Source organism: Gilliamella sp. N-G2, assembly GCF_002142215.1.
Lineage (GTDB): Bacteria > Pseudomonadota > Gammaproteobacteria > Enterobacterales > Orbaceae > Gilliamella.
The window spans coordinates 85,977-100,829 of the sequence record NZ_NAST01000008.1 but is presented as its reverse complement, the minus strand read 5'-3'; the positions used below and the strand labels follow the sequence as shown (position 1 = coordinate 100,829).

The window sequence follows — 14,853 nt, the reverse complement described above, 5'->3', positions numbered from 1 at the left end:
ATCTATAATCATTATATGGATTGCGTATATTTTTTCCTCTTGATGAGCTAATTTTTAATTTATAGCGCTTAAACTCTATATAATAAAACTATTTTATAATTAATAATAATAGTTCATCGAATGCGATAGCAATTCAATATAACATTTGATTTTAATTTCGGATGCTCCATGAAATCGAAATTTTATAAATTAAATTCGATAATCGTAAGTCAAATTTAAAGAGTTTAAATATTGGTTTTTTGAATCGAGCAGGAATAAAAAACTACTAAGATTTTGCTGTTAGTATCATTATTTAGGTCGCCTCTTATAAATTTATTTAAGTGCGCATAATGTATATTATGTTAAATATAATATATTATTACTAACTACTCTATATTCTTCTAATAATTCAAATTTTTATAGCCTATTACCAATAATTGTTTACTAAATCTTAATTCAATTTATATTTTCTATCTTATTCTATTTTGAATGGATAACAAAAATAAAATAGTCAATTTTTATTTTATATAAAAATATGATAATCTTATTCACTTAAATCTATTATGGTTCTATTTAGGATAATATGCACAGTATCTACAAAACATTGCGTTGCAATAGTTATTCCGTTCCATGCGAGTTATGCAGTATCGGTAGACTCTGTATTCCAATGTTGCTCAATAACACGTTAGAAAATGTTTTAGAACGAAAAAAGTTATATTTAAAAAATGAGATAGTTGTAAAATCTCAAACGCCATTAAAAAAATTTTATATTGTCCATTCAGGTGCACTTAAAACATTTGTGACAACACATGAAAATAGTGAACAAATTACTGGCTTTTTTTTACCGGGAGATATTGTTGGTTTAGATTCTATATCAACAAGAGTTTACAATAATAACATTCAAGCTTTAAGCAACACATTGATCTGTGAACTTTATTATGATGAATTGATAAAAGTCATCAATTCAAATAGTGATGTTAGAGATTTAATATTTAAACTCTTAAGTACTGATATTTATAATTATCAGAAATTGGTTCTTTGCTATTCTCAGAAAAAATCGGATGAACGTCTAGCTACTTTTATTTATTCTCTTTATCTTCGATATCAACAAAGAGGACATTCTTCATTAAATATAAAATTAGCTATGAGTCGTGCCGAAATTGCTAATTATTTAGGATTAACTATTGAAACTATTAGTCGTAATTTATCAAAATTACAAGAGCTAAATATTTTAACAGCTAAAGGTAAATATATATATATTAATAATTTAGAAGCCCTAGTAGATTTAGGAAATTAAATTTATTTGTGCTAAAATAATTACAAATTTATTGCAGGTTTTTTATATGATAACTTTAAAGAAAACAATTATAGCCACGTCTGTTGCACTTATGCCTTTTTGTTCTTTTGCGGCTCAGCAATTAACAGAAGAACAAGCTAATAGTTTGCAATCTTTTAAAAATATTACTATACGTGGTGCATTTTATACTGATAGCGATTACGTTATGGCTATGTCAAAAGCTGCTGATAATGAAGGTGCGGCTTCTTTCTATATTACTACTACCAATATCAGTCCATCTAATGATACTTTACGAATTGTTTATGCTAAATTATATAAATCAGACGCTCCTAAAGCTGTAGAACAAACGGAAAGTTTACGTAAGTTTGAAGGTGTTTATGAGTATCCAAAATCAAAAGCAATTCGTTTAGAACCATTTAATATTGTCCGTATTCGTGGTTATTTCCCAACAGATTATGATATTAATCAAGCAATTGCTAAAGAAGCATCAGCTCAAGGGGCTTATGGATTCTATATTGATTCACGTTCAGAAATAGGTAGTAATTTACAAATTGCAGCTTATATATTCAAAAAAGATGCACCAGAACGTAAATTACAACCAGAAGATGCTATTCCTTATGATTCTGAAGCAGGACAATTAGCTTTAGCTAAAGGTGGTGATGCTGCAATGCAGGTTGAAAAACCGGGTTATTATTCTCCTTCAGCGTTCAATGAAAAATATTATGCCGATAAGTTTAATAATAAAGTTATAGATAAAACGACTACCACTACAGCAACTGCTACTACAGCTAAAGTTGCAACATCATCAAATACTGAAACAACCACTCCTGTTGTTACAGAACCTCAAAGAGTAACTCGTTACACTGTAACATTACCTGATGGAAGAAAAATTCAAGAACTTAATGATGCTACAGCAGCCAAAATGGTTGCATTTGATACATTGAAATTTAGAGGTTATTATGTCACTGACCAAGAAATTTCTTATCAAGCAGGTAAACGCGCGATTGAAGCAGGCGCAAAATATTATCATATTGCTCGTGTAGCACATGATTCTAAAGGTCCAAATATTACGGTATTTATTGATCTTTATCGATAATCAAAAATGGGCGCCTAAGCGCCCTTCTTTTTACTATCATAACTTTTCAGATTATAGATTCTAAAATTATAACCCTTCCGATACAGTCCCTATTTGTTGTCTTATGCGTTTTGCTGAAATTGGATAAGGTGTTCCTAATTGTTGGGCAAAAAGGTTAACTCTTAGTTCTTCAATCATCCATTTAATGTTAGTCACTTTGCTTGATGATTTTTGATTTTCTGGCAAACTATTTAACCAAGTTTGATATTCATTCTTAACTTCTTCTATTATATTCATTGCTTGTCTATCTTTAGCCATATTCGAACCAAGCTTCTCCAAGCGTTTTTCAATCGCAGATAAATAGCGATAAACATCAGGAAGTTTGTCATAACCGGTTTGTGCAACAAATCCTTTATAGACTAATTCACTGACTTGCTGTTTTATATCTGATAAAGCAAAAGCAAGGGATAGATCTACTCGACCTTTTAATTTTTTATTAATATTAAAGTGTAACGTTAATATTGATTCTGCTTGTTTAGCAATATCAACAACAGTTTCATTGATATGGCTTTTAGTGTAAGTAAGAAGTTGTTGATATTGTTGTTTATTATCAATAGGTTGGTTGTTTTTTTCTATTAAATGATCAACTCCACAAGCAATGCAATCATCAATAAGATTAAGTACAGTGCCAAACGAATTAAAATATAAACCTAACTTAGATTTGTTTGGCAGCTTTTCATGTAAATATTTTATGGGTGATGGAATATTGAGGATTAATAATCGTCGAATACCTAACTTGCTTAATCGCTTTTGTTCTTCCAAAGAATCAACAAGTTTGATACTAACTGAATGTTGATTATCAATAATCGCTGGATAAGCTTTAATTGTGTAATTATTTTGTTTTTCTTCATAGATTGCAGGTAAAGAACCAAAATCCCAATCAGTAATGTTATTCTTCTCTATTTTAATCGATTTTTTCTGAGTTAAGGATGATAACGCTTGTTGAACTTCGGTTTTAAGCTGTTCTTGAAGCTTAACTAAATCTTTGCCGAAAGCTATTTCACGATTATGATCAACAATACTGAAATTCATCTTTAAGTAACTAGGTACTTGATCAAGTTGCCAATCCGTTAGCTCAATCCTAGTACCGGTCATTTTTCTAAATTCATTTTGCAATGTTTCAAGTAACGGCGATGCTGTTGAATTGACTCTACTCAAAAAAGCTTCAGCATAGTTAGGTGCAGGTACCAAACTTTTACGTAATGATTTAGGTAATGACTTGATTAATGAAATAATTAAATCATAGCGAAAACCAGGAACTTGCCAATCAAAACCACTATTTTTTATCTGATTAAGGATGTTTAGTGGAATAGTAATTGTGACGCCGTCACGCGCGTTACCAAGATCAAACTGATAACTCAAAGGTAACTTTAAGTTGTCTTGATACCAAAAATCTGGATAATCATTCACTTTCACCGGTTGTGCTGACTGTTTAATCAACATATTTTTTTCGACATTAAGAAATTCTGGATCAATTTTTTGTTTTGTTTTCCACCATGTATCAAAATGCTTTGCAGAAATGACTGATTTATCTATTCGTTTATCATAAAAATTATATAGGTCATCATCATCAATCAGAATATCTTGACGTCGAGACTTATGTTCAAGATCCTCAACTTCATTGATTAATTTTTGATTTTGCTTATAAAAACTGTGGTTAGTTTGCCAATCACCTTCCACTAACGCATGGCGAATAAATAAAGAACGACTTAATATTGGATCAATTTTACTGTAATTAACCGTGCGACTAGCAACAATAGGTAATCCATATAAAGTGACTTTTTCATTAGCAATGGTTGTTCCTTGTTTTTTAGACCATCTCGGTTCACTGTAACTGTATTTAACTAAATGTTTAGCTATTGGCTCGATCCATTCAGCTTCAATTTTGGCAGCCGTTCTGCCCCACAATCGACTGGTTTCAACCAATTCACTAGCTATACACCATTTTGGTTGATTTTTAAAAATCGCTGAATTAGGGAAAATTGCAAATTTGATATTACGAGCACCAATATATTCATGCTTTTCAATTTCTTTCATCCCAACATGCGATAATAAACCACTTAATAGTGCAATGTGTAATGAACGATAATCCGCTAATTTGCTATTAATCGGAAATGCTAGTTGTTTAATTGTTTGCCTAATTTGCGTATAAACATCTTGCCATTCACGAATACGCAGATAATTGAGGTATTCTTTTTGACATAAACGTCTAAATTGGTTACCCGATAATTCTGTTTGTTGGTTGGCAATATAATTCCATAAATTAATGAAAGAAATAAAGTCTGATTCTTTATCGGCAAACCGTCGATGTTTTTCATCAGAAGCTTGCTGTTTATCAAATGGACGCTCTCTAGGATCTTGTATTGATAGTGCTGCAGTAATAATCATCACTTCTTTTATACAACCTAATTGTCTTGCTTCAACTAACATTCTCGCTAATCGAGGATCTATAGGCAACTGAGATAAAATTCGACCTATATCCGTTAAGTGATAATGATGATGTTTAGTATAAATAGCTCCAAGTTCTTCTAATAACCGTATACCATCACGGATATACCTAGAATCAGGTGATTCCACAAACGGAAAAGCAGCAATATCACCTAATCCTAATGATGTCATTTGTAATATAACTGAAGCTAAATTTGTTCGTAATATTTCTGGTTCAGTAAATTCAGGTCTTGATAAAAAATCTTGCTCATCATAAAGCCGAATACAAATACCGTCCGATGTTCTACCACAACGCCCTTTTCTTTGATTTGCCGATGCTTGAGAAATTGGTTCAATTGGTAATCGTTGTACTTTAGTACGATAGCTATAACGACTAATTCTGGCTAAGCCGGGGTCAATAACATATTTAATGCCTGGAACAGTTAGCGACGTTTCAGCAACATTAGTTGCTAATACAATCCTTCGTCCATTATGTGATTGAAAAATGCGATTTTGTTCTGAAGCCGATAGTCTTGCGTACAGAGGTAGAATTTCAGTATGTTTCAATTCTAATTTTCTTAATGTATCGGCAAGATCACGTATTTCACGTTCTCCGGTTAGAAAAATGAGTATATCACCAGTACTTTCCAATGAAAGCTCATCGATAGCATTAATGATTGGTTGAAAATCATTGTTTTTATCACTTTCATAATCCTCACTAAAAATCACTGGCCTATACCTAACTTCAACCGGATAGGTTCTGCCTGATACTTCAATTATCGGAGCATGATTAAAATGATTAGAGAAACGTTCAACATCTATTGTTGCCGAAGTGATAATAACTTTTAAATCAGGGCGTTTAGGTAATAGTTGTTTTAAATATCCTAAAATAAAATCAATATTTAAACTACGTTCATGAGCTTCATCTATAATGATAGTATCATATTGCAGTAATAGCTTATCTTGTTGAATTTCTGCTAATAAAATGCCATCAGTCATCAATTTAACCAATGTACTATCACTAACATGATCTGAAAATCTAACTTTGTAGCCGACTAATTGCCCTATTTCCGTTTTCAATTCTTCAGCAATACGGTTGGCTACCGAACGAGCGGCTAATCTTCTAGGTTGAGTATGACCAATATAGCCTTTAACTCCTAGCCCTAATTCTAGACATATTTTGGGAATTTGTGTGGTTTTACCTGAGCCTGTTTCGCCAGCAATGATGACTACTTGATGATGTTTAATGGCTTCATAAATAGCCTGTTTTTTTTCAACTACCGGTAAATTACTAGGAAAATCAATATGATTAGGTAAAGATTGTAATCGAACATTATAATGTTCGACAGCTAAATTTATTGCTGATTCGATTTCAGCAATATTTTGTTTTTTATTAATGAGCTTTCTTATTTTCAGTTGATCTAAGAAAGTCATTGACGACAATTTGTTTAATTGTTGTTGAGATACCATAAGGCGTTAAGTATATTATTTACAATTATAATTATTATAAATTATAGCAAATATTCTTTATTTATAGGAGATTAAATGAAAAAATCACTATTACTATTATCAGTTTCGGTAATATTTAGCTTAAGTGGGTGTACTTCTTCTAATAGCATCAAAGAACAGGATCTTATGCATCATCATTATGTCCTGATGGAAAATAATGGTTTGAGTTTGCCTGTTTTCAAAAATGCTGATTTAGAATTTGGCGAAAATATGATTATGATTGGAAAAATGTGTAATGAATTTTCAGCTCAAACCAGACTTAAAAATAATATGATCAAAGGCCAGATAATCAATATGACCAACAATAAATGTCAGAATAAACAATTAGATTTACTCGATAATGTGATTAAAAAACTGATTATTGATGGGGCAAATATTCAATTAATTGACACTAAATTAGTGTTAAAAAATAACCAAGACACACTTATCTTTCAATTAAAGGATTATATGTAACTAAAAATCCCTTTCCTCAAAAAATTTATAAAATCTATTGTTATTATCCAATCTGTTATCTTTACTAATTGTATAAACTTAAAACAGATTTGATGATAAAAAAACTTTATTTAAAATAGAGTTAAGTCTATAATGAAGCCAGTTTTTTGAGGGTCTATATTTTAATGAAAATAGTCAATTTTTCAGATACTGAAATAAAATTAAGTAACTATTTTTCAGTTGCTCGATCCTTCTTATATCCCTTTCAATCCAATAAGAATATTTTGCATTTAGACATATACCCAGTTTATATGAAATTTAAACATTAACCTTAACAAGTAGTGATAATATTATGAAAAAGACAAAAATCGTTTGTACTATAGGACCAAAATCAGAATCAAAAGAGATGTTAACCAAATTATTAAATGCAGGCATGAATGTAATGCGTTTAAACTTCTCTCATGGTGATTATGAAGAACACGGTAATCGAATCAAAAATTTACGTGAAGTAATGCAAGAAACAGGCTTAAAAGCGGCAATTATGTTGGATACTAAAGGTCCAGAAATCCGTACTATTAAGTTAGAAGGTGGTAATGATGTATCACTTGTTGCTGGTCAAACTTTCACTTTTACTACTGATGAGACCGTTGTTGGTAATTCAGAACGTGTTGCGGTTACTTATAAAGGTTTTGCTCAAGATCTTAAACCAGGCAATCGTGTATTAGTTGATGATGGTTTAATCGCTATGGACGTTGTCGAAATTAACGGTAACGAAGTTGTTTGTAAAGTACTAAATAATGGTGATTTAGGTGAAAATAAAGGTATTAACTTACCAGGTGTTTCTATTAAATTACCTGCACTTGCTGAAAAAGATAAAAATGATTTAATTTTTGGTTGTGAGCAAGGCGTTGACTTTATTGCTGCTTCTTTTATTCGTAAACGTTCTGACGTTGAAGATATCCGAGCTCATCTTAAAGCTCACGGTGGTGAAGAAATCAAAATTATTTCTAAAATTGAAAACCAAGAAGGTTTAGATAATTTTGATGAAATTTTAGAAGCTTCTGATGGTATCATGGTTGCTCGTGGTGACTTAGGTGTGGAAATCGCTGTTGAAGAAGTTATTTTTGCTCAAAAAATGATGATCAAAAAATGTAATAAAGCTTCAAAACCAGTTATTACTGCAACACAAATGTTAGACTCAATGATTAAAAACCCTCGCCCTACTCGTGCTGAAGCAGGTGACGTTGCTAATGCAATCATTGATGGAACTGACGCAGTTATGTTATCAGGTGAAAGTGCTAAAGGTAAATATCCATTTGAAGCAGTAAATGTGATGGCTACTATCTGTAAACGTACTGATGGTACTATTCCAGCCAAACTTGAGTTAACAACCAAAGAAGAAACTTTACGTATTACTGCTGCAGTATGTTGTGGTGCAGTTGAAATTGCTGAACGTTTAAATGTTCCATTAATTGTTGTTGCTACTCGTAGTGGTAAATCTGCTCGTGAACTTCGTCATTATTTCCCGACAGCTCGTATTTTAGCGCTATCTTCAAGTCAAAAAACAGTTAATCAATTAGCATTATCTAAAGGTGTTGAACCAATTTTAATTGATGCGATTAATTCAACTGATGATTTCTACCGTTTAGGTAAAGAAATGGCTGTTAAAGTTTGTAACGCTAAACAAGGCGATACTATTGTTATGGTATCAGGTGCATTGGTTCCAAGTGGTACTACTAATACAACTTCGGTACACCGCATCTAATCATTTTAAATTTGTTTAAATGAATGATAAAAAGCTAGCGATATGCTAGCTTTTTTTTTAACTTCCGTTATGCTGTTAGATATTCAATTTGTGGAATGGACCAAATAAGACATGATTATAGAAAAAGTATATTTACCCAAAGAACTCAGTTGGTTATCCTTTAATCAACGTGTACTACAAGAGGCGGCTGACGAAAGTAATCCTCTTATAGAACGAATCCGTTTTTTAGGTATTTACTCCAGTAATCTAGATGAATTTTATAAAGTTCAATTTGCAAACTTAAAAAAATATGTTCTTATTGAGCAAGAACAATCTCAATCTACCTCCAATGCAAAACATTTATTAAGACAAGTTAACCAAAAAGTTATTCAACTTGAGTTACAATTTGATCAGCTCTATAACGAACTGTTATTAGAAATGGCCAGAAACCAGATTTTTCTAATAAATGAAAGGCAACTTACCAGTTATCAAGAAAATTGGATAAAAAATTACTATAAACAAAATCTAAGACAATATATCACCCCTATTCTTCTTGATAGTCATACCGAATTAATTCAATTTCTCAAAGATGATCATGCTTATTTAGCTGTTGAAATTATTTGTAAAGATAATATTAGTTATGCCTTATTGGAGCTGCCTACCGACAATGCTCCTCGTTTTGTATTACTACCATCGGAAGTCTCAACCAAAAACAAATCAATTATATTTTTAGATAATATTTTACGTTACTGTTTAGACGATATTTTTAAAGTCTTTTTTGATGCTGTTGAATTAAATGCTTATTCAATCAACATTAATCGTGATGCTGAATATGAATTAAATAGTGAACTCGATAGTTTACTAGAATTAATGTCACAAGGTTTGAAACAACGTTTAACCGCACAACCAGTACGCTTTACCTATCAAAAAGATATGCCTAAAGCATTATTTGAATTATTGATTAATAAATTAAGATTAACAGAACAAGATGCAATGCCAGGCGGACGTTATCCTAATTTTAAAGATTTAGCTAATTTTCCTGATTTAGGCGTTAAAAATTTACTTAATAAACGTTTACCTAGTCTTGCTTATAATCGATTTAAAAAATTTAGGAATGCTTTTGCGACAATTAAGGATCGAGATGTATTGCTCTACTATCCTTATTATTCATTTGGTCATGTACTTGAGATCATGCGTCAAGCCTCTTTCGATCCAGCTGTGACCCATATTCGCATGAATATTTATCGGGTTGCGAAAGATTCACGATTTATACACGCAGCAATTAATGCCGCCAATAATGGTAAAAAAGTTACAGTAGTGGTTGAACTTCAGGCTCGCTTTGATGAAGAAGCAAATATAAAATGGGCTAAAAGATTAATTCGTAGTGGTATTAAAGTTATCTATTCACAACCAAAACTCAAGATCCATGCTAAATTATTTTTAATTGATCGACGAGAAGAAGATAGAATTGTTCGCTATGCACATATTGGCTCAGGTAACTTTAATGAAAAAACAGCACGAGTATATACTGATTTTTCTCTATTAACTTCTGATCCAGCCATTACTGATGAAGTTATTAAAGTATTTAATTTCATTGAAAATCCATTTAAACCTGTTTCATTTAATCACTTACTGGTATCTCCACAAAATACTCGCCAACGTTTTTATGAGTTTATTGAACGTGAAATTAATAATGCCAAAGCAGGAAAACCTTCTGGTATTTATTTAAAATTAAATGCGATCACCGATAAAGAGATGATTGACCAACTTTATCGAGCTTCCTGTGCAGGTGTAAATATTAGAATGATTGTTAGGGGGACTTGTGTGTTAGTTCCTCAAATCCCTAATTTAAGTGAAAACATCTATGTAACTAGTATTGTCGATCAATATTTAGAGCACGCTCGCGTATATATTTTTGAAAACGATGGTAAAAAAGACACTTATATTTCATCAGCAGACTGGATGCCTCGTAACTTAGATAATCGAATTGAAGTTGGCGTTAAAATTTTTGATCCAGTATTAAAATCTACTATACATGATATCTTTAACTTGCAATGTAATGATAATGTCAAAGCAAGAATCATCGATAAAGATAATATGAATAATTATGTCCAACGAGGCAATAAGAAAAAAATAAGAGCACAACATGCCATTTATGACTATTTAAAGCACATGGAATCATCGATATAAGGGTTTTAACGTGAATAAATTTAATGAATATGCTGTAATCGATTTAGGCTCTAATAGTTTTCATATGATCATCTCTCGCAATATCGATGGAGCTAGACAAATCATATATAAACATAAAAAGAATGTTCATCTTGCTACTGGATTAAATGAATATAATGAATTAAGTCAATCAAGTATTAATCGCGGTATTGAATGTTTAGCTTTATTTGCTGAACGATTAAATGGATTTCCAGCCGAAAATGTAAGAATTGTCGCTACTTATACTTTACGAATTGCGATAAATAGACTTAAATTTTTAAACGAAGCAGCTAAAGTATTACCTTATCCTATTGAAATCATTTCTGGTCAAGAAGAAGCTAGACTTATTTATCTAGGTACAATGACTGCAGAGTCAACCAATGAAAATGATAGCAAATTCGTGGTTGATATTGGTGGTGGCTCTACTGAAATTGCTATTGGTAAAGGTAATGATTTAAAACCAATACTAGTAGCTAGCAGACCAATGGGGTGTGTCACTTATACTAAACAATTCTTTCCGCAAAAGAAAATCGATTACCATTCATTTCAACAAGCAAAACTAGCTGCAGAACAACAAATTGAAAATTTAATTAACTTAATAAAAAAACAGAATATTAGTGCTGCTTTCGGTACCTCCGGTACCATTAAAAGCATTTATAAAATTTTACTCGATATTGGAGTTAGTGACGGAATTATCACCCCTAAACGTTTGGATGATTTAATCAGTTACGTATTAGAATTTAATGATTTTCATGAAATTGATTTCCCATCTCTATCCGAGGAAAGAAAAAATGTTTTTGTTAGTGGGCTAGCCATCTTCAGTGGCGTCTTTAATGCATTAGGTTTAGAAGAATTACAATTTAGTCCAAGTGCTTTACGTGAAGGTGTTCTTTACGAACTTATAGATGGGCCGAACTATCGAGATATCAGACAAACAACAGCTGAATCGCTATCGCAACACTATAATATTGATGAGCGCCATGCTAAACAAATTGTAAAAACGGCAAAATACCTTTTTTCTCAATGGAAAGCACAATCATCCATGATCATACCCCAAAGTGTTGAATCCATATTATATTGGGCAGCGCAATTGCATGAAGTAGGTTTAAAAATTAACTTCTCTTCTATCCATAAACATTCTAGTTATATTTTAAAGAATAGTAATTTACCTGGATTTAATGAAGAACAACAATTATTGTTATCAACGTTGGTTCGATACCATCGTAAATCAATTAATATTGAAGAATTCCCTTACTTTAGCTTGTTTGAATTCAAACATATTATGGCAATATTACAAGTTTTAAGATTATCAATCCTGATTAATAACCAACGCAATACCGATCTAGATTTAAATGCTTTTCAGTTAATTTTATCCAAAGAAAAATCAACTAAAGTGACGTTAACCATTAATAAACAATTTGTTGAAAATAATCGTTTGATTTTGTTAGATTTAGAGCAAGAAAAAAAATATTGGAAAGCGGTTAATGATTGGAAGTTATCAATTGACATCTTCTAATTTGACTCATTATTCAAACAAATAATTAAAAAACCGCCATTACTTTGGCGGTTTCGGTTATCAAATATATTAACCTAATCCAATAATTTTCCACCATAATATACCGATGGTAAAGACAATAATTAGGTTTACAACACTACAAATAAATCCAACTTTCCACCAGGTTTTTACTGGTACAAAACCTTCGGCAAAAAGTAATGGGTTTCGTGCATTAGCAAATTGCGTAATTGATCCGAAATAGTTAGTACAAATTACCAAAGCAAATATAGCTATCATTTGTGGAACACCTAATGCAATTGCAACAGATAAAAACACTGGAAACAAAGCGGCAATATGCGCGTTACCACTTGCGAAGAAGTAATGTAAATAAACATAAGCAATGCATAAAATCACAATAACTAAAACCCAGCTACTATCACCTAAATGCCCTTTTACTGCATTTCCGATGGTATCACCTAGCCACTTAGTTACGCCAAGTTTATTTACTTGACCAGCCATCATCAATAGTGCGGCGAACCAAATTAAAGTATCCCATGCAGCTTTTTCACCTTTGATATCATCCCAGCTCAATACACCAGTTAAGATTAAAATTGTTAAACCGATAAATGCTGTCGTGGTTGAATCAATACCGACATTTTTACCAAAAATCCAAAGCGCTAATAATAAAATGACTGTAGAACCCATAATTATTTCTTTTAAGGTAATTGAACCCATTTTCTTAAGTTCTTCAGCAGCTAATTTTGGTGCTTCAGGTGTTTTTTTCAATTCTGGATTAGTTAAGAAATAAATAACTAAAGGAATCACAACAAATGACACTAAACAAGGAACAATTGCAGCAATAAACCATTGTCCCCAACCCAAAGTGATCCCAAGTGATGAAGTCACTAATTTTGCTGCTAATAAATTACCAGTAAAAGCTGTTAAAAACATTGCCGAAGTAATGTCGTTAACGTGACTTATGGTTAGCATTAAAAAAGTACCAATACGATTTCTTGATTCATCTTTAGGGTTTGAATTAAAGTTTATTGCTAAAGCTTCTGCTATAGGATAAATAACACCACCAGCTCGAGCTGTAGTGCTTGGAATAGCTGGTGCTAAAGCAATATCGGTTACCGATAGCCCATAAGCTAAGCCTAATGTGTTCTTTCCTAAAATTTTAACTAAAAAATAAGCAATACGTTTGCTCAAACCAGTTTTGATAAATCCTCTAGCAATCATAAATGCGATAACAATAAGCCAAATTAAACTACTATTTAATTCGCTTAAAGAAATTTTGATTGCATCTGTAGCTGTTTCAGCACCTGATGGTCTTAATACAGCAAAAACCGTAATGGCTAATAAACCAATAGCGCCAATAGGCATAATTTCGGCCACAATACAGGCAATGGTTGCAACAAATATAATACTGGTTTGCCAACCTTGTAAACTAATCCCCTCTGGAGGAGATATAAAAAACCACAATATTGCAGATATTCCCGCAATAATGAGAAGTGGGAGCCATTTTACTGGCGGTTTCTTTGCTATATTCATAGTATTTTCCTTTTAATTAAAAATTAATTTGATCAAATTCATAATAAAACTCTATAGATATTATAAACAATATCTTATTGAAAATATTTATTTTATTTGATATGTCTCATTAAGAAGTTGAAAAGCAAAATTGTCTGGGTTTACCAATTTTATTGTTTTGTTTTTCAATAAAAAAATACCAGACAGATTGCGATGTTTTTTTAAATACTCACATCCTTTAATTGAACCAAAACCATATAAAAGCGTTGAATAAATATCACCCTCAAGAGAGGTATCAGAAATCACCGTCACACTTTCTAATTCGTTATCTAAAGGATAACCGGTTTTAGAATCGAGAATGTGATGATAAAGATGATGATTTTGAATAAAGTAACGCTCATAAATTCCAGAAGTAACAATAGATTTATTTTTAACTTTAATTAAACCAACTAGTTCATTTTGAATTGAGGAAAAAGGTTTTTTAAGTCCAATATGCCAATAACCTTGGCTATCAATCGGCGATTCACCTACTGTTAATACATTACCACCCAAATTAATTATTGCTTGATGGATATCATTTTGTCGTAAAACTTCTTTAATAACATCAGCAATATAACCTTTAGCTATCGCACCTAGATCTATTTCCATTCCCTCTTTTTTCAAAAAGACCGAACATGATTTAGCATCCAGTTGAATATCATTAGGATCAATTAACGATCTTTTATTTATTATTTGATCAGTATTGGGGACCTGATGACCATTAAAACCTATCTTCCATAGTTTAACTAATGGACCAATAGCAACATTAAAACAACTGTTTGGCATTAAACTTATTTTACAAGCTTGCTCAATAAGTGAATAAACAGCATAGCTAATCCTTACCGGATGCTTTCCAGCAGCATTATTAATTAACATCACTTCGGATATTGGCCGATTAACAGTCAATCTATCTTCAAGCTGATTAATGGTTTTAAACACAAGTTGAACAACGAAATCATTCGGCTCAAAAAGCATTAATGATACCGTTGTTCCCATCATCGCTTGAGAATATTCATAACGTGAATTAACCATTTTAAATAAACTCAAGAAATATATGG

General features: G+C 31.6%; 9 protein-coding genes. 6 read left to right on the top strand and 3 right to left on the bottom strand.

Annotated elements, in window-relative coordinates:
• Positions 1–646 precede the first annotated feature (646 nt).
• Positions 647–1,276 carry a helix-turn-helix domain-containing protein gene (locus tag B6C99_RS05700; RefSeq protein ID WP_158092442.1) on the top strand — a complete coding sequence of 210 codons (630 nt, stop codon included), beginning with the start codon at positions 647–649 and terminating at the stop codon, positions 1,274–1,276.
• A gap of 46 nt (positions 1,277–1,322) precedes the next feature.
• Positions 1,323–2,372 carry a YdgH/BhsA/McbA-like domain containing protein gene (locus B6C99_RS05695; RefSeq protein ID WP_086358950.1) on the top strand — a complete coding sequence of 350 codons (1,050 nt, stop codon included), beginning with the start codon at positions 1,323–1,325 and terminating at the stop codon, positions 2,370–2,372.
• A gap of 66 nt (positions 2,373–2,438) precedes the next feature.
• Here the strand turns inward: B6C99_RS05695 and hrpA are convergent, their stop codons facing one another.
• The gene (hrpA, locus tag B6C99_RS05690; protein WP_086358949.1) at positions 2,439–6,308 is read right to left on the bottom strand and encodes an ATP-dependent RNA helicase HrpA; all 3,870 of its coding nucleotides are present in this window, start codon (positions 6,306–6,308) and stop codon (positions 2,439–2,441) included.
• Between the two features lie 75 nt (positions 6,309–6,383).
• Here hrpA and B6C99_RS05685 point away from each other — a divergent pair, with 75 nt between their 5' ends.
• The 4 genes from B6C99_RS05685 (at position 6,384) to B6C99_RS05670 (ending at position 12,247) form a co-directional block, all read left to right on the top strand.
• A complete protein-coding gene (locus B6C99_RS05685; protein ID WP_086358948.1) occupies positions 6,384–6,800 on the top strand; it encodes an META domain-containing protein in 417 nt (138 codons plus the stop codon).
• A 331-nt stretch (positions 6,801–7,131) separates the two neighbouring features.
• Positions 7,132–8,544 (top strand): pyruvate kinase PykF, encoded by a 1,413-nt coding sequence (gene pykF, locus B6C99_RS05680; protein WP_086358947.1) that lies wholly within the window; start codon positions 7,132–7,134, stop codon positions 8,542–8,544.
• A gap of 111 nt (positions 8,545–8,655) precedes the next feature.
• Positions 8,656–10,713 (top strand): polyphosphate kinase 1, encoded by a 2,058-nt coding sequence (ppk1, locus tag B6C99_RS05675; RefSeq protein ID WP_086358946.1) that lies wholly within the window; start codon positions 8,656–8,658, stop codon positions 10,711–10,713.
• 10 nt (positions 10,714–10,723) lie between these two features.
• A complete protein-coding gene (locus tag B6C99_RS05670; RefSeq protein ID WP_216819390.1) occupies positions 10,724–12,247 on the top strand; it encodes an exopolyphosphatase in 1,524 nt (507 codons plus the stop codon).
• Positions 12,248–12,316: 69 nt separating this feature from the next.
• On the opposite strand, the gene B6C99_RS05665 is transcribed toward B6C99_RS05670, so the two are convergent.
• Together B6C99_RS05665 and B6C99_RS05660 are read right to left on the bottom strand one after the other, a co-directional pair.
• Positions 12,317–13,777, bottom strand: a complete 1,461-nt coding sequence (locus B6C99_RS05665) for a DASS family sodium-coupled anion symporter (RefSeq protein WP_086358945.1) — start codon at positions 13,775–13,777, stop codon at positions 12,317–12,319.
• Between the two features lie 87 nt (positions 13,778–13,864).
• A complete protein-coding gene (locus B6C99_RS05660; RefSeq protein ID WP_086358944.1) occupies positions 13,865–14,827 on the bottom strand; it encodes an FAD:protein FMN transferase in 963 nt (320 codons plus the stop codon).
• Positions 14,828–14,853: the final 26 nt, after the last annotated feature.

Excerpts from the sequence above, each read along its gene's own strand:
- B6C99_RS05700 (WP_158092442.1), top strand. The coding sequence starts at position 647 with ATGTTGCTCAATAACACGTTAGAAAATGTTTTAGAACGAAAAAAGTTA.
- B6C99_RS05695 (WP_086358950.1), top strand. The coding sequence starts at position 1,323 with ATGATAACTTTAAAGAAAACAATTATAGCCACGTCTGTTGCACTTATG.
- hrpA (WP_086358949.1), bottom strand. The coding sequence starts at position 6,308 with ATGGTATCTCAACAACAATTAAACAAATTGTCGTCAATGACTTTCTTA.
- B6C99_RS05685 (WP_086358948.1), top strand. The coding sequence starts at position 6,384 with ATGAAAAAATCACTATTACTATTATCAGTTTCGGTAATATTTAGCTTA.
- pykF (WP_086358947.1), top strand. The coding sequence starts at position 7,132 with ATGAAAAAGACAAAAATCGTTTGTACTATAGGACCAAAATCAGAATCA.
- ppk1 (WP_086358946.1), top strand. The coding sequence starts at position 8,656 with ATGATTATAGAAAAAGTATATTTACCCAAAGAACTCAGTTGGTTATCC.
- B6C99_RS05665 (WP_086358945.1), bottom strand. The coding sequence starts at position 13,777 with ATGAATATAGCAAAGAAACCGCCAGTAAAATGGCTCCCACTTCTCATT.
- B6C99_RS05660 (WP_086358944.1), bottom strand. The coding sequence starts at position 14,827 with ATGGTTAATTCACGTTATGAATATTCTCAAGCGATGATGGGAACAACG.